The sequence below is a fragment of the Limosilactobacillus sp. genome (assembly GCF_040772465.1).
In the GTDB taxonomy this organism is placed as follows: Bacteria; Bacillota; Bacilli; order Lactobacillales; family Lactobacillaceae; genus Limosilactobacillus.
Map to the genome: position 1 here is coordinate 1 of NZ_JAXGYB010000007.1, position 21,133 is coordinate 21,133.

A 21,133-nucleotide genomic window follows, 5' to 3' on the forward strand; every position below is an offset into this window, starting at 1 on the left:
TTCTGCGTCATGATTAATTACTCCCCCATCAAATTGATTATAAATACTTTTTAAATTCATCTATATAATGATAACTTTGCTTACGCCTATTATAGTAACACCTTTTTTTGAACATGCAAGCCCTTTTCTGTTCAACGAACTTTCTTTAAGTTATCGACCATTCAATTTGGCCCACTACGGCTGTGATGCACCAAATTTTTGCTTTTTTCCCGAACATTAATTTGTAACTATCTTTGAAAACCATTTCACAGCAATAGTTGCTTTAGCTTTTATTGTTCGTTTTTTAATGCTTTTAAAGCCTTGAAAAATCTAAATAATTCGTGATAATCTAAAAACACCGCAGCGGTATTATTCAATTATTCAGTTTTGAATCATTTTTAAAGGAGTGTGCAGTTAGCATGGCTAATCGTTTTAAGCGCTATGGTGTTGCCCTAGCAGGTGTCATTTTTCACTTAATGATCGGTGGTGTTTACGCTTGGAGTGTCTTCACCAAACCGATTGCTAGTCAAACCGGATGGAGCGAATCATCCGTTACGTTCACTTTCAGTATTGCTATCTTTTTCTTAGGAATGTCTGCAGCCTTCATGGGACGTTTGGTTGAAAAGTTTGGCCCGACAGCTACTGGTACTATTTCCAGTATCTGCTATGGTCTGGGCATTGCCTTGACTGGTCTGGCAATCCATGACCACCAGTTATGGCTGCTTTACATCTCTTATGGTGCGCTTGGCGGTCTTGGCCTTGGTTCTGGTTACGTTACTCCTGTTTCTACTATTATTCGTTGGTTCCCTGACAAGCGGGGGCTCGCTACTGGTCTTGCCATCATGGGCTTCGGTTTTGCGGCCCTGCTGACTGGTCCGGTTGCCCAGCGTTTAATGACCACCGTTGGTCTTGAACGGACTTTCTACGTTCTCGGTCTCTTCTACTTCATCGTCATGATCATCGCAGCTCAGTTCATCAAGAAGCCAAAGAAGGGTGAACTGCCAACCGTTATTGCTAAACAAGCCAACCGTGTCAGTTTGACTGACGGTGCCCAATTGACCGCCAACCAAGCCGTTCGGACCCGTGCTTTCCGTTTCCTCTGGTTAATGTTCTTCATTAACATCACTACCGGGATCGGCCTGGTTTCAGCCGCTTCCCCAATGGCTCAAGAAATGACTGGTATGTCAGTCGCTACTGCCGCCGTGATGGTCGGCATCATCGGCCTCTTCAACGGCTTCGGTCGTCTGGCTTGGGCAACGATGTCTGACTACATCGGCCGTCCCGTAACCTACAGCTTGATCTTCATCGTCGACGTCATCATGTTGTTGATCCTGATCATGTGCAAGGTTCCATTCATCTTCTCACTGGCCCTTTGCCTGCTGATGTCTTGCTACGGTGCTGGTTTCTCTGTTATCCCTGCCTATCTCGGTGACATCTTTGGTACTCGCGAGCTCGGCGCTATCCACGGTTACGTTTTGACCGCCTGGGCTGCCGCCGGTGTTGTTGGTCCCCTGCTGCTGTCATTCACTCACCAGCTGCTCCACAACTACTACGTCACCCTGGTTGTCTTCATCGTCATCGATCTGATTGCCATGGTTGTTTCACTGGCAATGCGTCGTGAATTCACCCACGTGGCTGATTTTGCAAGCGACGCTAAGTAATTTCAATACCAATAAACACTCAAAAATCCGCTCAGAATTTTCTGGGCGGATTTTTAATATAAAATTGCATTTTCCCTCTTGCCTTGCAGTTCACTGGAAGCTCTATACTGACCCCAGCATCAAATCAAAAGGGGTTATTCATAATGACAAAGAAAGTTTTAGTTGCTTACTATTCAATGTCTGGTAACACTGCACGAATTGCAAAGACAGTCGCTCAAAAAATGGGAGCTGACCTGCACGAAATCAAAGAGGTCCCAGGAACTTTTCCAAGTGACATGTTTGCTGCCAACGATGTCTTCAAGCAACAACTGGCTGATGGCAAGATGCCAGCCCTGACTAGTCATCTGGACAATGCTGATAACTATGACTTGATCCTCATCGGCGGGCCGGTTTGGGACGTAACCGTTGCGTCACCAGTTCGCACCTTTATCAGCAGCCAACTCCACGGTTTCAAAGGACAAGTAGCCGATTTTTCTAGTGCTGCTAGTGATACTGGTGGTTACGAAAATGACTTCAAGGAGTTAGCTCGACAGGCTGATCTGTCCCCTATTTCCAATGGCTTACATGTCAACGGCTCACGTGTAACTAATGGCCAGTTGCAAAAGTGGTCACAGGCACTGGGACTATAATAAGACATCCGTCCCAGCCTCCTATTGACATCTCTGTGCCAAACAAGTAACATTGTTCATCGAATATACTTCCTTTAACAAAGTCCAGTGAGGCTTTCAAGGCACGGCAAAAATCAAATATCTTCGTGAGAATGAATTGATGACAACCTTGGGTCTGCGGACTTCGAGGTTGTTTTTTTTATATAAAGGAGGAAATTTGATGGCACACCGTGATGACGTCGTCTTAGACGTCGACGAAAGACCGACTGCTGGACAGTGGTTTGGCCTTTCTTTGCAACATATGTTTTCCATGTTCGGTTCCACCGTGCTGGTGCCAATCCTAGTCGGCTTAAACCCCGGGATTGCCCTCTTCAGTTCTGGTGTCGGAACCCTCATGTACCTTTTAATTACCCGGCACAAAATCCCGGCATACATGGGTTCAAGCTTTTCGTTTGTCGTCCCAATGATGGCACTGATGAAGTCAACCGGCTATCCGGGGATCGCCCAAGGGACGGTCGCCGTTGGTTGCGTTTACCTCATCGTTGCTCTCATTGTTTCATTGATTGGATCCGACTGGATCGACAAAGTCCTACCACCGATCATCGTCGGCCCGGTCGTAGTCGTTATCGGGCTGTCCTTAGCCAGCACTGCTGCCAAGGACGCCACGATTAACTCGGCAACTGGCAAGTATGACTTGAAGTTCTTCGCTGTGGCCATGATCACCATGCTCTTGGTCATTGCCTTTAACATGTACTTCAAGGGTTTCTTGGGATTAATCCCGATCCTGATGGGAATCGTCTTCGGTTACATCGTCGCATGCCTCTTCGGCATCGTTAATTTTGCTCCGGTGGTCAAGGCTCATTGGTTCAGCTTACCGGCTTTCCAGGTACCGTTTATTAACTACCATCCACAATTCTACTGGGGTGCGATCTTAAGCATGGCGCCGATTGCCTTCGTCACCATGACTGAACACTTGGGACACATCATGGTCCTCAACGAACTGACCGAACGTAACTTCTTCAAGGATCCTGGTTTGAACCACACTCTTGCAGGTGACGGGACCGCCTCAATCATCGCTGGTTTCGTTGGTGGCCCGCCAGTTACTTCCTACGGGGAAAACATCGGTGTGATTGCCATCACCAAGGTTCAATCCGTATACGTCATCGCCGGGGCTGCCCTCTTTGCCGTCTTCTTTAGTTTCATTGGCAAGCTGAGCGCTCTGATCGAAACCATTCCGATGCCCGTCATCGGAGGAATTTCGTTCCTTCTCTTCGGGGTGATCGCGTCAAGTGGTCTCCGGGTGATGATTGAAAATCATTTGGACTTCAATAAGAAGCGCAACTTGATGATCGCATCTGTCATCTTGGTCATCGGGATTGGGAACGCCTACCTTAAGCTAGGCCAGTACCAGTTCTCTGGTTTGGCCGTCGCTGCAATCTTGGGCATCATTCTCAACCTCGTTCTGCCGCAAGAGGCGCGGAGCGAAAAAGAGATGGCTGCCAAGAATGCCAAGGAAATGGCAGAAAAAGAAAACAAATAGTTAACAAAAAACTGTGAAATAAGTCTCTAAACAAAGAAGATCTGTTCGGGAATCTTGATAAATTCCTGGACAGATCTTTTTCTTTAATTTTGCCGGCATTTACAAAAGTAATTACTTTTGTAATTGATTATGATAAAATATTTTAAAAGAAGGTGTTTCTATGGATACAGTAAAAGGCAAGAATTCAAGGAAACGCAACGGTGGTAAATAATTCCCAAATCGTTTAACGTTCAACCAGGTACAGAATACCGCTTTGTGAAAGTCAAAAACGGTGTCCTTACACTAATTCCAACTGCTCATGTCCCATCGACCATGAAAGAGCTGTTTAAAAATTGGCATGGCTCTTATCATATGCCAAATGACCTTCAAGACTGGCAAAATGCTAAACCAAAAAGGTGAAGAATTATGGTAAAGCGGCCCAAATTAGGTAGTATTATCTACATTGACTTTGATCCTTCTGTTGGCGCGGAATTCAAAGAAGACGTCCCGCAGTGGTTATCAGTGACGACATCTTAGCTGAAACTTCTCCTTTGCCTGGGTGGTGCCCATTTCACATGGTCATTTCGATGGTGAGGATTACCCACTACACGTTTTACTGGACCAACGAACTAAGACAAATGGCACAGTCTATGTTGAACAAATTAAATCTTTTAACTTCAACCAACGTCAATGGCAATTTGTCGAAAAATGTCCAGCTGATGTTTTGGATGAAATACGTAGTGAACTACTCGGCCATGAATGACCGAGCTTCTGGGAACACGAAGTAGTATTTGGGGTATTGCGCATGTATTCATGCTACCCAACTTACAGAACTTCGTTCTTTTACCACGGCTAGTCCCTAGCCAACGGCTTTTAATCCTCTACGTAAGATATTAACTGCCGCATTAATATCTCGATCGTGATGGGCACTACATTGTGGGCACGTCCATTTACGAATTTTTAAGGGCTTGGGCCCGCTGTTAAAGCCACATTTTGAACAGATACGGCTAGTGTCCTTGGCACTGATGGTAATCAGTTTTTTACCATACCAGGTACATTTATATTCCAGCATGATCCGGAACTGACGCCAACTAGCGTTGGCAATCGATTTAGCTAAATGATGGTTTTTGAGTAGATTTTTGGTTTTCAAATCTTCAATCACAATTACATCATATTTCCTAACTAAATCGGTTGTCAGCTTTTGCAAATAGTCTTGGCGCTTGTTGGCAATTGCTTTTTGATAACGGGCTTTCCTCATTCTTGCTTTTTGCCAATTATAGTAATCCTGCAGATCTTCTTTAATTGTTTTATGGTTATGATTCCACTGGTTGACCGATGTTTCAGCTATATTTTTACGACGGTTAAATTTAGATTGCCATTTAATAACCTGTTTTTCATACCAATGAGCATTGAATGTAGGATATTTGATCCCATTAGAAGCAATGGCTAAGTCAGCGATACCTACGTCAATGCCCACGGATTGACCTGTTTTAGGCAACTGCTCAACCTCAGTTTCTACTTGCAATGATAAGTAATAGCGACCCGTCGGGTCGTAACTAAGCGTATAGCGTTTAATTTTGCTGTGGGTTAATCGGCCGGTCTTGCTGGTGCGAATACTACCTAGTTTGGGTAATTTCATGCGCCGCTTAGCTTCTACCCGACAAACTGAGCGACCAGTGTAGGCTTGCCGTAGCTGATGCCGTGATTTAAAGCGTGGATAGAATCTCACCACGGTGCTTGGGCAAGAGCTTTAAAAGCCAAGGCCAAATTATGGTTAACTACTAAGAAACTCGTGGAATCACTTAATTTTAAATAAGGATATTCCTGCTTTAGGCGTTTCAAAAGATAGTTCATGCCATATTCATTCACAAACTGGCTCTTGGGATTATTGTGATAACGTTTTTTAGCCATATCTAACATGAGATTCCAGACTTTGCGATCATTGCCAAACATCTGCCAAATCAAATTGGTCTGAGCTTGGTTTGGGTACAAACGAAGTTTGATCCCCTTAATCACTTTAGTCACTACATTCACCTCACTTCTATTGCTCCTTTTTCGTTTTCGATCATCAATGTATTTAGCTACCGCTTGTTCGTTTACTGCACCAATGCTTTCCACATAGCAGCTGGCGACCCCACAGATGACGTCCCTCGCTTTTTCCAGTAACTAGTTTGCAATTCGGGACATTTGCGAAATAACTGATAAGCAGTAATTCCCTTTAACCAACGGACAATATTAGTCACCGATAATTTTGGCGGTGCACTTACTAGCAGGTGAACATGATCATCTTTACCGATTTCCAAATGGGCAATGTCAAAGCCATATTGTTTCGCAATATCTTGTACTAAGGCCTTAAATACCTCCTCTACATGGCCGGTAAGCACCTTATTGCGATACTTGGTACCCCAAATGATGTGGTAATTCAGATTATAGACAGATGTTCTCCCATATGTAATCCTATTAGTATCTTTCATATCAATAATTATATCATATTTAAGTTAATCCATGTGTCTAAAGGACACAAAAAAGAGGGCAATTCATCACGTCCTTAAAAGAACGTGTTTCCTTGCCCGTTTTCAAAAAGCACGTTTAGTCCTTTAAGGAACTCCAAATATACAATAATAGGGTTAGGGTTTCAGCATTCATTAATTTCGAATACTGGAGCCCTATTTTTACGCTCTACCCAACTTACTTATTCCACAAAAACTTGATCAAGGCCCGATCGACTTGTGGATTCGAATGCAACTTACTGTGCTGGGCAAGTGGCCCCGTCATCTTCTTTTCCTGGTAAGACTTGGCACGACCGTTAATCAAGTAACGCAGCGTCTTGGAGGAATTGTTAGGCACGGTGCCATCAGTATTGCCGCCTTTATCGCCGTAGATATTGAGAACACGAGCCGTCCGTGGATAGGTGTGCCGCAACACAAGCAATGGCTTAAAGCCACGGTCTTCCTGCTCTGGTTTGCCATTGGCACCAACTTTAATACTGCCATCAAAACCATTCCAGTGGCCGGCAATATCGACAACCCGGTTTAAACGGGGGCGTCGTGAACTATTGGCATTCGCTGCTAGGTAATAAGCAATGTCCATGTTACCCATCGAGTGACCGACGAGGTTCATTTGCTTAAAACGGTAGTGGTTCTGCAAGGCAGTAATGACATTGGCAGCCCACTGGCCGTCCTGCTTAAAGTTTGGATTGCGATTGTTGTTGTATTGAACCTGCACGATCGGATTCTTCGTTCCAGCGGGAATCTGACCCCGTAGACTAACGTGACCATCCATCCCCACCGTCGCCCGGATCACCGTGTTCGTAACGCCAGCGCGCTTGGCCGCATTAGTCATGTGCTGTTCAGCATGGGCACTACTACCATATCCATGGAAGAAGAAAGTCGGGGTACCGATCCGCGGACGGTTAGCCACCGGTTTGTACTGGCTCGCCATGTAACCACGAACATGGCCGATGCCAAAGACGGATACCAAGACGACGATGACGATTAACCAAATCTTACTGTGTTTTATCATTGCTCAAACCTCTTTTCTGCACCCTAAAATACGCCCCTTCAATACAATCGACAAGTTTTTCCACTTCTTGGCAATAAGCGCTTGCCTTGGAGTGCACTTCATGGTTTAGAATCGGTGGCAATAAATAAAGGAGGGAAGTTTTCCTATGAAGAAATTTTGGCAGAAATTATGGAAAGTGGGCTTAGCAACCGTTGCTGCGCTAGGGATTTTCACCTTAGCTAGCCAACAGGCTAATGCTGCTACCAACAAAGATGGAAAGAACAAAGTTTTAATTGTGTACTTTTCTAGGACAAAAGGGGTGTATAATGGGCCATTAAAAGTTGGTAACACCAAGCGGGTCGCTGATTATATTCAAAAGCGGACCGGCGGCACGGAATACGAAATTGTTCCCAAGAAGCCGTACCCATCCAGCTACAACAAGACAACCCAAATTGCACGGCGTGAACAACGTAATAACGCACGGCCAGCTATCAAGAACAAGCTGCCAAACGTTAAGAAGTACTCGACCGTTTTCATCGGTTCACCAATTTGGTGGAGTCAGTACCCAATGATTGTTCGGACCTTTATGGACAAAGAACCGGCACTGAATTCTAGTTCGAAAACCGTCATTCCATTTACCACGGCTGAAGGCTCCGGCTTAGGCAATACCGCTCAAACTCTGCGGAAGACCTTCCCGAAAGCTAAGCACGCCAAGGGCTTCACCGTTCGTGGTTCACAAGCATCTAGTGCTCAGGGCAAAGTTAATCGTTGGCTGAAGGGGCTTGGCTACTAAAATCTCTAGTTAAAGGAAGTGGCGCTCTTGCAGCAACGAAGTCGATGGCAAAGTATTCTTATTTGGGTAGGATTCATTATCATTCTACCGATTCCACTCTTGTGGTTGTTAAACCAGCACATGGTTGATACAGCGGCACACATCCAAGCTGCGGACGAAGGATTGTTGGCTTATAGCTGGTGGTTAGGTGCAACCATTCTCGCTTCACGACCCCGCTGGCTCGTCAGTCGGTTAAACATCAAAACCGTCTACCAGGTTCATGGTGTGCTTGGGGTCTTTGCACTTTTGGCCGCAACTATTCACCGTCAAACCGAGTTTTCTTTTCAGCCTGCAATCAAGTTAACCGGAAACATTGCCTGGTGGCTGACCATCATCGGCGCTATCCTCGCAATCATTTTCCTCTCCGGATGGCTGACTGATCGTTGGCCTGGGCTAGCTCGTTTTAAAAACTGGTTAAGTCATCATGGCCTGCGTCACCAGCTCATCATGTGGCTGCACCGGCTCAACCTCATTTGCATTGCCTTAATTTGGTTGCACGTCAACTTCATCCCCCAAGTCAGTTCTGTGCGTCCCTTCATGCTGGTCTTTGATATCTACACTATCGTTACTATCTTGATTTACGTGGGCAGCAAAGTTCTCCCGTTCAGCCGGCGACAACAAGCTGTTGTCCACAGCAACCAGCAGCTCAACGACTCCACGCGTCTGTTCGTGATTGACCTCCAGCAAGCACAAACAGTCCATGTTGGTGCCACGTTCTTTCTGCGTTTTCCAGGGATTCATGGCCTCCGTGAGCCCCACCCATTTTCCTTAATCAGTGCTAAACAACAGGATGGTAAACAAGAGCTGAAATTTATCATTCGGCAAAACGGCGATGACACTAAACGTTTAGACCAAGTTGAGACCGGTGCCCGCGTGCGGGTGGAAGGCCCATTTGGCGATCTCGACCAGACTGCTCAACAAGCTATCCAGCAGGGCCATCCCCTCGTACTTTATGGGATGGGTACTGGTATCGCGCCCCTCATCGGTATCAGCCAAAAATTTGCTGGGCACGGCACTATCCACGTCCTGTGGTCGTATTCACGTGAAGCCGACCACTTTCTCAACGTTGATAACCAATTCCAGGACCTAACAGACAACAAGGACTTCCAGTATTCTCCTCTGCAAGGACGCATGAACCCGAAACGGTGGCAGGAACAACTATCTGACAGCGAAATTGAAAATGGTGAATTCATCATCATCGGTGGTTCGGCGGCTATCCTGCAAGTGGAAACCCAGTTGCAAAGGATCGGCGTTAAAGGGCGTCAACTTCACGACGAACGATTAACAATGTAAACTGATTTGATGGCTTTCTCGCACATCCGTGAGAAAGCCTTTTAGTTTGGAAACAGTCTAAATTATTTCCTCGATTGTTCACATTTGTGATATATTGGAAGTGTAGTTAGAGATTAAGGAAGGGAGACCTTTTTATGTCTGTTGATCCAAGTAAAGCTCAAGACGTCTGGAAAGATGCCGGCAAAGAAGTCCAATTTACGGTTCTGGAACTCAACCGCAAAGACCGCGATAAGGAATTAGCCGCCGTCAAGGAATTCGTTGACCGTTTCCAAGCCATCACCCGTTCCCTGCGGATCCGTGCTCAGGAAAGCGATCTGCACGTGGCCCTCGGTTTTAGCAACGCTGCCTGGGACTACCTGTTCCCGAACGCCGATAAGCCAAAGGAACTGGAAACCTACCAGACCATTAAGGGTGACAAATATGAAATGCCAGCTACCAAGGGTGACATCTTCATGCACGTCCGGGCTAACGACCGGGCAACCGTCTATGAATTCATGCGCCAGATCATGATGTTCATCGGCGACGTCACTACCACCCTTGACGAAACCCACGGCTTCCGTTACTTCGAAGGCCGGTCCATCATCGGCTTTATCGACGGTACCGAAAACCCTGAGATCGACGAAGCCAAGGACTACGCCATCATCGGTGACGAAGATCCTGAATTTGAAAACGGCTCGTACGCCTTCGCTCAAAAGTGGCACCACGACATGGACATCTGGAATGCCCTGTCCACCGAAACCCAGGAAAAGGCCGTTGGTCGGAAGAAGTTTAGCGACCTTGAATTGTTCGACAAGGACAAGTTTAAGAACTCACACAACGTCGCATCACAGGCTAAGATCAATGGCGTCACCCAAAACATCGTGCGGATGAACGTACCATTCTCTGAACCAGCCGAAAAGACGACCGGGACCTACTTCATTGGTTACGCTCGTCACTGGAACGTCACTAAGACGATGCTGACGAACATGGTCAACAAGCACGACTACCTGCTGAGCTTCTCCAAGATCCTGACAGGTCAACTCTTCTTCATTCCTTCGAAGACAGTTTTGGCAAAGATCACGGATGGCGACTTCGATTAAGGTAAAGGGGCTGTGGCATAACTCCTATTACATGGATAAAAAGTGAACACACAGTACAACAATGGCCTCTAACATTCGGCAAATCCGAACGCTAAAGGCCTATTGTTGCTTGTGGGGGCATGACTACGAAGTCATAAATGACTTCTGTCACGCTCCCTCTTTCTGTCGAGTATACGTTTATCGTAATCTTCCATACAAATTCTCACTCCTAGAAACCATTGCCTTGCAGTTCACTATCTCCTTTAGAGGGGCGACGACATCTCCAATGGTGTCTTCGCCCTTTTCCCTTTCAAAATGATGCGATTATGTTATGATGAACATTATTCTACTTTGGAGGAGATTGAAAATAATGAGTAACCGTCGCATCCGGAATGCGCTGATTATCATGGTACTAGGTGCTTTCTTCGGCATCCTGAGTTCAACCGTCATGAACGTAGCGTTACCCGTGTTGATGAAAGACTTTGGCATCGGTGCCGCCCGGGTTCAGTGGGTTAGTAACGGCTACATTTTGGTCAACGCCCTGATGATTCCAATCAGTGCCTACTTTATTAAAAAGTATTCCTTTCGTCGTTTATTCCTGATCTTCCAGGGCATTTTCATCTGTGGCACCTTCCTGGGAGCATTCGCCCACACTTTTCCAACATTAGTTGCCGGGCGGATGGTACAAGCCGTTGGTTCGGGGATGATGATGCCACTGGTCAACGTCATCGCGATGAACTACGCACCCAAGGGGCACCAGGGGCAGATCAACGGTTGGATCGGCCTCGCCTTTAACTGTTCCCCGATCGCGGGCCCAGTCATCTCGGGGTTAATGCTGAAATATCTCTCATGGCGCTACCTCTTCATCATGATGATTCCTTTCATCCTGATTATCTTTGCGCTGGCCCTCAAAAATCTGCCAGATATTAAGCACCAGCAATCTCCACGCTTCAACTTACCCGGTCTGGTCACCGTGACGATCGGCCTCTTCACCTTGATGAACGGCCTGTCAGATCTATCTACTCACTCATTTATGTCCTGGAACGTCCTCGGCTGCATCATCATTGGCCTGATCTTCCTGACGATTTTCGTGGCAACCCAGTGGCACAGCTCGCATCCCCTGCTGAACCTCCACATCTTCTCTTACCGCCAATTCACCATCCCAACGGTGATTAATATGCTGATTGTCTCGACGATGTACGGTAATTCCATCCTGATCCCCCTGCTGGTTCAAACCGTGCAGCACCAAAGCACATTGGCCAGTGGACTAGCGATCTTTCCGGGCGCCTGCTTAACGGGCCTCCTGTCAACCACCAGCGGGCGCTTCTACGATAAATACTCTATCCGGACGCTAGTCACCTGTGGCCTGCTGATCGATATGACTGGGACCGCTTGCCAAGCACTGATTGGCGTACGGACGTCCACCGTCATGGTGACCATCTTCCAAACTGTCCGTCAGGCCGGCCTGGTCACCATGTTGATTCCACTACAGACCCAAGCTGAAGTGATGGTGCCCGTTAAAGTGTTGCCTGACGCCGTCGCCTGCTTCAATACTCTGCGGCAGATTGCGGCTTCGATGGGGATGGCCGTCATCGTCGCTACGATCGGTATTGTCGACCAAGTCACTGGTCACGGCAGTACATCCCACCTCGGTATCCAAGGTGGTTTTGGCGTTGCTTTTCTGCTGCTGTGCATTGCCCTTGCACTTACGCCGTTTCTCAAGCACCACGGGGTGCAGGATTTGGCGGAATAATGTTCTTCCTGTTAAATTTCATGTCACTAAAGTAAAGCAAAATCACGGAAGAGTGATAGATACCCTACGGGGCCTATTACGAACAAATCCTTTCATCCTAATAGTTAGGATGGAGGGATTTTTATATAAAATCAAATACTATTGTTTGGTTAATTTAACAACGTTTAGACATGATATAATTAGCAGGCCGTTCGTCACCCTTGGAACTGTGGGAAGGGGGTGAGACCGATGAACTATCTACAAGACCTATTCCAGCTCGTTAGTGCATTGCTTGTGACATGGTTTGGTTGGTGGCTGAACAACCACAACAATCATAAGAAGCATTAACAAGAAATCGAACGACATAAAGTCGCCCACAAAAAAAAGCCTCTCGCTACTAGCACTAGCGGGGGGCTTTTGTGGTTTGAAGTCCAATGAACTATCAAAACCTATTCCGTATATTTATTATATCATGAATTGATGTGTTCGTTACTAATATGGCTATTCGTAGACAAATGAATTAGATCAAGCATCCAATTAAACGTACACCTAAATTCAGACACAACATTTATCTCATTTTAAAACTCCATCACCCGCAGTGTCTTCACCCACTGCTGCTCAAACATTGGTGCCTGCCACTCATTGATCCGCTTATTCTTCACTCCCACTGCCTGGTGCAGGAAAGAAATCCCGTGCCAACGCCAATCAGGATGCTGGCCGTGCAGGTGGCCATAAAAGACAGTCTGGACCGAAGGATAATCCGCTAACAAGTTACCAAGTGCATCAGATCCCATCATGGCGTTAATCATTTGGTAGATCCGTTCCCGGCGTGGCGTATTCACAGCTGCGGGTTTAGGCGCCAATAATTCGTGACGCGGGGCAAAATGCGTTAAGAAGAGTACTTTCTTGTTGTGATGCTGGGCTGCGATCAATTGTTGGCGTGACTGGGTGAGCACCCGCGCCACCCGTTGCCCATCACTCTCATCTTGCGGCGTCGACGAATCCAACCAGAAGACCTTCTTCCAGCGTTCGACTTCTTTAGCTTGATCACGATAAGTCGAAAAGGAATAATCATACCAGCCATTGTTGCCGATCAATCGCCAGTCAGTTCCAGGCAAGTCCACATATTGATTGTGAAGATACTGATCTGAAGCAAAGTTTTCAATCTGTTCTTCACTGGATGCACCAAGCATGTCGTGATTACCGGCAATGTAGAAAACCTTAGTACTTGGAGTTTTGGACTGCAGTAACGACATGTAGTCTGCTGTCTTCTGAAAGTTGTTGAAAAGATCACCAGCAAATAAGTAATAATCAATCCCATGCGCCTGCAGCCACTGAGACTGAAAAGCCAACACTTCTTCTGGGTCTTGGCGGTTGACGTCGATATGATTGTCTGAACTGACGGCAATTTTGATAATCATCCCTCCCCTAATCCGACTTATTTTCAATTATCATACAACTTTCATCTATCATAACAACAAAAACGCGTCGCCCAAGGTCATCCCTGGTACGACGCGTTCTAATTTTTAATGGATTGACGTAAAAAATGTAATGAAGGCAAAGAAAATGCCCGGAAAGTTAGCGATAAAGACCGCCCAATCACGATCGTGCTTGAACCAAGCGTAGATCGACCACAACGTGCAGTTCACACCAGCAACAAAGGGTTGCAGTGGTGCACAGTAATTACCGTGAAGGTTGTTGAAAATCTGTGGAATGTAAGAAACGTACATGCAGACCGCAATAATACTGGCCACTACGCTCAGGGCCCGAATCCAATTAGCTTCCTTAAACATCAAATTTCTCCTCTCTCTATGCGAACACGCACGGCGATTACTTTATCACTGAAAGCGATTTAATTCAACCCCCTTACAATAAAACAAAGCCGCCTAACCGACGATTATCTCGCCAGTTAGACGACTTTTTAATTCATATCCAAGTGACTAGTTCTTAAATTTGCGACGGTCGAGGTAAACCACCATGGCTTCGAGCAGTACCAGGATAACAACCAGGATGACGTCGATCGTGTACAGACGCTTCCGCCATGGCAGAGTCATTGACTTCTGCTGACTTTCCTTGCTATAAGCGTTGCTGTTAACGGTCGTGTAGAGAATGTCATGACTTGCTTTGCGCATCTGCCGAACAACGGTTGGGTTCTTCAGGCCACTAGCTTGGGCCCCGTTCAAACCATTGGTGGACAGCATGATGTCGCCACCGTTCTTCAGAGACTGGTTGGAGTTCATGAAGCCACCGATGAAGTAGTCGGTTTCAACCAAACCGTGGAAGCCCCATTCGTTCCGCAGAACGTTTTGCAGCAGGTTCTTGTTAGCACCAGCCCAACGGTTCCCGATAAAGTTGTAAGAAGACATGACAGCCGTTGCGCCACCATCCTTCACGGCCATTTCAAATGGCTTCAGGTAGTTTTCACGAATTGACTGTTCGTTAGCCCATTCGTTGATGGCACCCATCCGGTTAGTTTCCTGTTCGTTCATGGCAAAGTGCTTCATGTAACCGTAGACGCCATACTTCTTAGCACCACTCAGTTCATTAGCAGCCATCGTCCCGGACAGTTGTGGGTCTTCGGAGTAGTATTCGAAGTCACGACCACCGAAGGCACTCCGGTGCAGGTCCATTGCCGGACCATACCAACCAGAGATCCCGGCTTGCCGACCTTCGCTACCAACTTGTTGACCCTTGTCATTGGCTAACTTGGAGTCCCAGGTAGCAGCGATCATGTCGCCAGTTGGGAAGGTCGTGGTGTTCAGCCCGTGAACCATGAAGCTTTGCAGGCCGGCAGGGCCGTCAAAGTCGTAAGTGTGACGCTTGCCGATGGAGTTGATGTTCATCGTCTGGTAACCACCGTAGGCGATTAACTGACGCATCTGCTTTGGTGTCATTTCATCCAGCAACTTGTTCCATTTAGCATTGTTGTAAGACTTGCCACGCAGCTGGCTCAACTTAACGTTGTTGTGAGCACCGGTCGTTGGCATCTTACCCTTAGCCTTTGGCAGCTTGTAGTTGTTTGGCATCGTAGCAGTCTTGATCGTGTGCTGTGATGCCTTGACATCGTGTGGCTTAGCCAGAGCCTTCTTGGCGTTAGCGAAGTTGTTGCGCCGACTCAGGTAAGTAACGTGGCCCTTAGCGTATTGGAATTCGTCCTTTGGTGCTTGGTGGTCACCAGGGCGCTTGTTATTGCTGTTGTAGATAATCCGGTTGTTCAAATTAAAGTTTCGACTAGTAACAACATCATGTGAGTTGTTCTTCAACTGAATCCGGTATTGACCAGGATCGAGGACGTAGCGGCCACCGTGGTTGCTGTCCCATGAAGCCATCTCAGCGCGGTTAACCGTGAAGTGCAGCCGTTGTGACTGACCAGGCTTCAAGTTCTTAGTCTTAGCAAAACGCAGCAGGTTCGTTGAAGCCTTTTCAATCCCGCCGTTGGTGTAAGGTGCGGTGTAGTACGTCTGAACAACATCTTTCCCGGAGCGACGACCGGTGTTACGAACAGTGACGGAGTATGAGATCCGACCATTACGACCTTGGTGCAACTGGCTCATCGATTGACGGAACCGGGTGTATGACAGCCCATAGCCAAATGGGTACTGAACGATCCGGTTGTACTGGCTGTTGTTGGAGCCGTAACGAGTTTCAAAGTACTTGTAACCGACATAAATTCCTTCGTTGTAGTTGACGTATGACATCTTTGGATCGTTAGCGTACTTGAAGTCACCAAAGTTGTTGAATGATGGTTGATTCTTCAGGTTGTAAAGGTAAGTATCAACCGTCCGACCAGATGGGTCAATGGAGCCCTTCAAAATCTTACCAAGGGAGTTGAAACCACGTTGGCCAGGGCCTGACATCCACAGTACACTCTTAACGTGGTTGTAGTTGTTCAGTGAGCCCAGTTGCATTGGGTTACCAGTGTTGACCAGGACGATGACGTTCTTGAAGTTCTTGTTGACCATCTTCAGCATATTCTTTTCAGTCTGTGATGGTTCCAAGTAGGATTGGCCGTTCTTGAAGTCGCCCTTGTTGCCATGGTAAACGGCGGTCTTTGGCAGCTTTCCCATGTTTTCTGGCAAGTCGGCACCTTCACCACCATTCCGGGCGAGGACGACAACTGCGGTGTTCGAGTACTTCTTAGCGTGGTTCATCATCTTGTTGGAGTACTGGGAAGTCTTTGGTTCAGGCAAAGTCCAGTCTTGCTTCCACAGACCAACGGCAGGACGCGTCTTGCGGTAGCCACGGTAGAAGTTATAGAGTTGCATGTTAGGCTTGAAGCCAGCATGTTGCAAACCTTGGTACAACGTGACTGGAGCAACATCCCCCGCGGCACCAGAACCAGTCCCACCATAGATTGGGTTCGTGGAAGCCCAACCGAAGACGTTGATCTTACCAGCCTTCATAGGCAGATTGTTGTCACTGTTTCTTAACAGGACCGTCCCTTCACCAGCGATATCTTGGCTGACTTGGTTGGATGACTGAACTGTCGGCTGGTTCACCTTGTTGATTTGGGCTTGGCTGACGTTCATCAGAGCAACCATCGGACCAGTCAAAATCAAGTTGACGGTCAGAATGGCAACCCCGATGAAGGCCAACAGTGATTCCCACTTGAACCAGAAGTTGAACCGTTCGCCGCGGTTCCAAAAGGCAATCAAACCGATGATAATCAGTACCAATAAGACGATCAGTGGGATCAAATATTTGATGATCACTGAAGCGGTACTAGTAATATCCTGGGCTGAAACAACCCCCGCTTTGATCAATGATTGGACGGCAAAGTAGCCGACAACAATGGCAATCACGATCAAAGCAAAGATAATGCCCAGCGTGATGAACAAGCTGCGAAGTCTTTTCTTACGCATTGTTCCCATACCCCTTTCTTGATAAACAAGCAAACTGAAATTGAATTGATGATTGCAACATCCTTTAACGGTTCTTATGTTATCGCTTACACTAATAAAGGGCTTACATTTTGAATAAGTTGCATTTTTGCAAGCATAACTAGTCAAAAATGCTTATGCAAGTGGATTAACATACATATAATGAATAGTTAATGATAGCTAGTCCGTATACTTGCAAAAACTAAAAATCCCCCGTCACCACCGACATCAAGTCAGCAATGGCGAGGGATTTCGTTTCAGTTTGCTTGCTCGGGGAACTCAATCCCCGAGAAGGTGAATTATAAGTTTCCTAATCGCGATAATTAACCGAACTCCTCGAGGATAGCTACGTATGATCATCGACCCGTGCCGTGTCAACGATCATCCTAGGCTATCCCACCGGAGTTCTGAAAGGTTTAATTATCAGCTTCTCCTTAGTCGCGATACTTGCGCTTGTCCACGTAAGCGAGCAGGCATTCGAGCATTACCAGGATGATAACCAGTACCGTATCGATGACGTAGAGACGCTTCTTCCATGGCAGGGTTACGGCGTTAGCGCTCTTAACAGCTTGCTTGCTGTAAGCGTTGCTGTTAACAACCGTGTAAAGGATGTGGTGAGAAGCAGTCCGCATCTGCCGAACAACGGTTGGGTTGTTAGCACCCTGTGGCTTTGCGCCCATGGCACCGTTGGTTGACAGCATCAGGTCGGTGCCGTTAGCCAAAGCAGTGTTGGAGTTCATAGAGCCACCAGCAAAGTAGTCAGTTTCAACGAGACCTTTGTAGCCCCATTCACCACGGAGCACGTTCTTCAGCAGGTTGTTGTTACCACCAGCCCAACGGTCACCAATGAAGTTGAAGGAATTCATCGTAGCCATGGCGTGGCCATCTTCAGTTGCCATCCGGAATGGCTTCAGGTAAGTTTCACGAATGGATTGTTCATTTGCCCACTCATTGATAGCGTTCATCCGGTTAGTTTCCTGGTTGTTCATGGCAAAGTGCTTCATGTAGGAGTAGACACCATACTTCTTCGCACCCTTGATTTCGTTAGCAGCCATCGTTCCAGCAATCTGTGGGTCTTCGGAGTAGTATTCGAAAGTCCGCCCACCGAATGGGTTCCGGTGAATGTTCATGGCAGGACCATACCAGCCGGAGATACCAGCAGCTTGACCTTCACGGCCAACCTGTTGACCCTTGTCGTTAGCTAATTGGGCATTCCAGGTAGCAGCAGTCAAGTCGGCAGCTGGGAAGGTCGTGGTCTTCAATCCCTTAACAATCATGCTAGACAAGCCAGAAGGACCGTCAAAGTCATAGGTTTGACGCTTAGCGATGGAACGAATCGTTGGTGTCTGGTAACCACCATAGGTAACCAGCTTCTGCATATCCTTGACGCTCATTTCATCCAGCAGCTTGTTCCACATCGGGTTGTCATAAGACTTGCCACGCAGTTGAGCCAGCTTGATGTTGTTGTGAGCCTTAGTCGTTGGCATCTTTCCAGTGGCCTTTGGTACCTTTTCGTTCTTTGGCACAGTGGCGTTCTTCAGAACACTCTTCGGTGCCTTCGTGTTCTTACTTGGAGCAGCCAAAGCCTTCTTGGCGTTAGCAAAGTTGTTCCGCCGACTCAAGTAAGTGATGTTGTGACCTTGAGCGGACTTAAATTCGCTCTTAGTGTTCTTCTTGTCGCCAGGAAGCTTGTTGTAAACGACCCGGTTAGCCAAGTTGAATTGACGCGTAGAAACAACGCTGTGTGAGTTATTCTTCAATTGAATCTGGTAGTTACCAGAATCTAAGACGTACTTGCCAAGCTTCTGGTCAAATGAGGCTAGGTCAGCGCGGTTAACAGTAAAGTGAATTGTCTGTGATTGACCAGGCTTCAGGTTGCGAGTCTTAGCAAAACGCAACAGGTTCGTTGATGCCTTTTCAATCCCGCCGTTCTTGTAAGGAGCAGTGTAGTAAGTCTGAATAACATCCTTGCCGGCACGTTTGCCAGTGTTCCGCACGGTGACAGAGTAAGTGATCTTACCATTATTACCCTGGTGCAATTGGCTCATCGATTGACGGAAGCGAGTGTATGACAGACCATAACCGAATGGGTATTGGACGATCCGGTTGTACTGACTGTTATTAGAGCCATAACGGGTTTCAAAGTACTTGTATCCGACGTAGATACCTTCAGTGTAGTTAGCAAAGGTCATACCTTTACCAGCACTATTGTAAGCTTGCTTACCATTAGCGTACTGGAAGTCACCAAAGTTGTTGTTGGACGGTGAATTCTTGTCGTTGTAAAGGTAAGTATCAACTAAACGCCCGGATGGGTTAGTCTTACCACGAATAATCTTGCCAAGGGCATCAAAGCCTTGTTGGCCAGGACCTGGCATCCAGATAGCACCCTTAACGTGGTTGTACTGGTTCAGGAAGCCTAACTGCATTGGGTTAGCAGAGTTGACAACAACAACGACGTTCTTGAAGTTCTTGTTAACCTTGTTCAACATCTGACGTTCAGACTTGTCGATGGACAGGTAATCCTGGCCCTTCTTGAAGTCACCCTTGTTACCTTTGTAAACAGCACCCTTTGGCAGATTAGTCATGTCCTTAGGTAAATCGGCACCTTCACCACCAGAACGACTCAGAACAACGACGGCATTCTTCGAATACTTCTTGGCGTGGTTCATCATCTTGTTTGAGTAGGTGCTGGCCTTTGGTTCAGGCAAAGTCCAATCTTGCTGCATCATCGAAACTTGCGGACGACTCTTCCGGTAATGACGATAGAAGTTGTAGAGCTGCATGTTCGGTTTAAAGCCGGCATTTTCCATTCCCTGGTAGAGGTTAGTCTGCTTGATGGCACCGACACCACCAGAACCAGTCCCACCGTACAGTGGATTGGTGGAAGCCCAGCCGAAGATGTTGACATTCTTTTGCCCATCGAATGGCAAAACGTTGTCATTGTTCTTCAGCAGAACAGCACCTTCACCTGCGATGTCTTCATCAACATTCGCAGAGTGCTTTAATGTCCTGGAACTGACCGGTGCCAGTTGAGCTTGTTGAACACTCAGCAGTGCAGCCATAGGTCCAAGCATGACGACGTTGACCGTTAAAATCAAAACACCGATAAATGCCAGGAGTGATTCCCACTTAAACCAGAAGTTAAAGCGGTTGCTCCGGTTGTGGAAAGCAACGATCCCAATGATAATCAGCAGCAGTAAGATTCCCAGCGGGATGAAGTACTTACCAGCTAATTGAACGGTTGACATGATATCCATGATCGTCAGGACACCTTGACTCATCAAAGTGCGAATGACGATGAAGGCTACCACAGCAACCAACACAATCAAACCGATAATGATTCCCAGGGAGATCCACATGCTACGAAGTTTGCCCTTCTTCTGCATATTGAAACTCCTCTCAAATAATGAATAATAACTGATACATCTTGAGTATAGCGCTTTCATTGTGAAAAACTGCTTAAGCGCATAAGTGGATAATGTAAGCGCATAACTTGCAAATGTGAAGCAAAAAATAAGAGGTCGCAAAGTGCAACCTCTTAAATAATGTTTACTTCATAATCACAAACTTCATCATCGGCCAGTTAATGGCAACCTGAACCACAATGTTGACGATGTTGGCAACGGTTGGAGCCCAACCACCGATCGTTGGCTTCGTCAAACCGATGATGTACGGTGGTAGCCATACTGAGATAATCCCGGCAACCGTAACAGTCAAAATGTACCAGAAGATGACCCGGCGAATTTGGACGTGGGAACCAAAGACAACTTTCCGTTGAACAAAGAAGTTAACGATTTGCGAGCAGACATAAGCCAGCAGGAAGGCGATGAAGCCACCCAAACCACCTTGGTCAGTGGAGTAGTGGAAGATCCACCAGCTAAAGGCTGAGTCCACGTTCTTCAAAGCAGCGTCACTGATCCAGAGGACAACGAAGTTCGTAATCGTGGCAACGTTGGAAAAGATATTGAACATGATGAACTGCCAGATGTTCGGGTATTTATCCTTAAAGTGTTTGATGGCGCCGATCACGCCGTGGTATTCCTTTTGAGTATTAACTTGTTCAGCCATGA

Annotated in this window: 15 protein-coding genes and 1 pseudogene; 8 read left to right on the forward strand and 8 right to left on the reverse strand. The window is 46.9% G+C overall.

The genetic code is table 11. The features are described 5' to 3' along the window. Positions 1-398: 398 nt before the first annotated feature. From AB3114_RS07230 to AB3114_RS07245, 4 genes are all read left to right on the forward strand, one after another. A complete protein-coding gene (locus AB3114_RS07230) occupies positions 399-1,640 on the forward strand; it encodes an OFA family MFS transporter (RefSeq protein WP_367342587.1) in 1,242 nt (413 codons plus the stop codon). 143 nt (positions 1,641-1,783) lie between these two features. Beyond that, entirely contained in the window at positions 1,784-2,269 is a 486-nt protein-coding gene (locus tag AB3114_RS07235) for a flavodoxin (protein WP_367342588.1), read from the forward strand. 199 nt (positions 2,270-2,468) lie between these two features. Then, positions 2,469-3,788: a solute carrier family 23 protein gene (locus AB3114_RS07240; protein ID WP_367342589.1), complete on the forward strand. Its 1,320-nt coding sequence runs from the start codon at positions 2,469-2,471 to the stop codon at positions 3,786-3,788. Positions 3,789-4,329: 541 nt separating this feature from the next. After that, positions 4,330-4,530, forward strand: a complete 201-nt coding sequence (locus AB3114_RS07245; protein ID WP_367342667.1) for a type II toxin-antitoxin system PemK/MazF family toxin — start codon at positions 4,330-4,332, stop codon at positions 4,528-4,530. Positions 4,531-4,626: 96 nt separating this feature from the next. Here AB3114_RS07245 and AB3114_RS07250 read toward each other — a convergent pair. The 3 genes and pseudogenes from AB3114_RS07250 to AB3114_RS07260 form a co-directional block, all read right to left on the reverse strand. Then, a pseudogene (locus tag AB3114_RS07250) lies at positions 4,627-5,792 on the reverse strand (RNA-guided endonuclease TnpB family protein). A 71-nt stretch (positions 5,793-5,863) separates the two neighbouring features. Then, positions 5,864-6,241 carry an IS200/IS605 family transposase gene (gene tnpA / locus AB3114_RS07255; protein WP_367342590.1) on the reverse strand — a complete coding sequence of 126 codons (378 nt, stop codon included), beginning with the start codon at positions 6,239-6,241 and terminating at the stop codon, positions 5,864-5,866. A 214-nt stretch (positions 6,242-6,455) separates the two neighbouring features. After that, the gene (locus AB3114_RS07260) at positions 6,456-7,289 is read right to left on the reverse strand and encodes an alpha/beta hydrolase (protein WP_367342591.1); all 834 of its coding nucleotides are present in this window, start codon (positions 7,287-7,289) and stop codon (positions 6,456-6,458) included. Positions 7,290-7,434: 145 nt separating this feature from the next. On the opposite strand from AB3114_RS07260, the gene AB3114_RS07265 reads away from it, so the two are divergent. The 4 genes from AB3114_RS07265 (at position 7,435) to AB3114_RS07280 (ending at position 12,204) form a co-directional block, all read left to right on the forward strand. Next, positions 7,435-8,061, forward strand: coding sequence for a flavodoxin (locus tag AB3114_RS07265; RefSeq protein ID WP_367342592.1), 627 nt, complete (start codon positions 7,435-7,437; stop codon positions 8,059-8,061). A gap of 27 nt (positions 8,062-8,088) precedes the next feature. Continuing rightward, positions 8,089-9,393 (forward strand): FAD-binding oxidoreductase, encoded by a 1,305-nt coding sequence (locus AB3114_RS07270; protein WP_367342593.1) that lies wholly within the window; start codon positions 8,089-8,091, stop codon positions 9,391-9,393. Positions 9,394-9,527: 134 nt separating this feature from the next. After that, a complete protein-coding gene (locus AB3114_RS07275) occupies positions 9,528-10,472 on the forward strand; it encodes a Dyp-type peroxidase (RefSeq protein WP_367342594.1) in 945 nt (314 codons plus the stop codon). A gap of 349 nt (positions 10,473-10,821) precedes the next feature. Then, a complete protein-coding gene (locus AB3114_RS07280; RefSeq protein WP_367342595.1) occupies positions 10,822-12,204 on the forward strand; it encodes a DHA2 family efflux MFS transporter permease subunit in 1,383 nt (460 codons plus the stop codon). A 557-nt stretch (positions 12,205-12,761) separates the two neighbouring features. On the opposite strand, the gene AB3114_RS07285 is transcribed toward AB3114_RS07280, so the two are convergent. The 5 genes from AB3114_RS07285 to AB3114_RS07305 all read right to left on the reverse strand — a co-directional run bounded on the left by AB3114_RS07285 (position 12,762) and on the right by AB3114_RS07305 (position 21,131). Beyond that, the gene (locus AB3114_RS07285) at positions 12,762-13,604 is read right to left on the reverse strand and encodes a metallophosphoesterase (RefSeq protein ID WP_367342596.1); all 843 of its coding nucleotides are present in this window, start codon (positions 13,602-13,604) and stop codon (positions 12,762-12,764) included. Positions 13,605-13,709: 105 nt separating this feature from the next. After that, positions 13,710-13,976 (reverse strand): SemiSWEET family transporter, encoded by a 267-nt coding sequence (locus AB3114_RS07290; protein ID WP_367342597.1) that lies wholly within the window; start codon positions 13,974-13,976, stop codon positions 13,710-13,712. 147 nt (positions 13,977-14,123) lie between these two features. Further along, entirely contained in the window at positions 14,124-17,045 is a 2,922-nt protein-coding gene (locus AB3114_RS07295) for a glycoside hydrolase family 3 N-terminal domain-containing protein (protein WP_367342598.1), read from the reverse strand. Positions 17,046-17,497: 452 nt separating this feature from the next. Beyond that, on the reverse strand, positions 17,498-20,449 hold the full coding sequence (locus AB3114_RS07300; protein ID WP_367342599.1) for a glycoside hydrolase family 3 N-terminal domain-containing protein: 2,952 nt from the start codon (positions 20,447-20,449) through the stop codon (positions 17,498-17,500). Positions 20,450-20,612: 163 nt separating this feature from the next. Beyond that, positions 20,613-21,131, reverse strand: coding sequence for a GtrA family protein (locus AB3114_RS07305; RefSeq protein ID WP_367342600.1), 519 nt, complete (start codon positions 21,129-21,131; stop codon positions 20,613-20,615). Between the last annotated feature and the right edge of the window lie 2 nt (positions 21,132-21,133).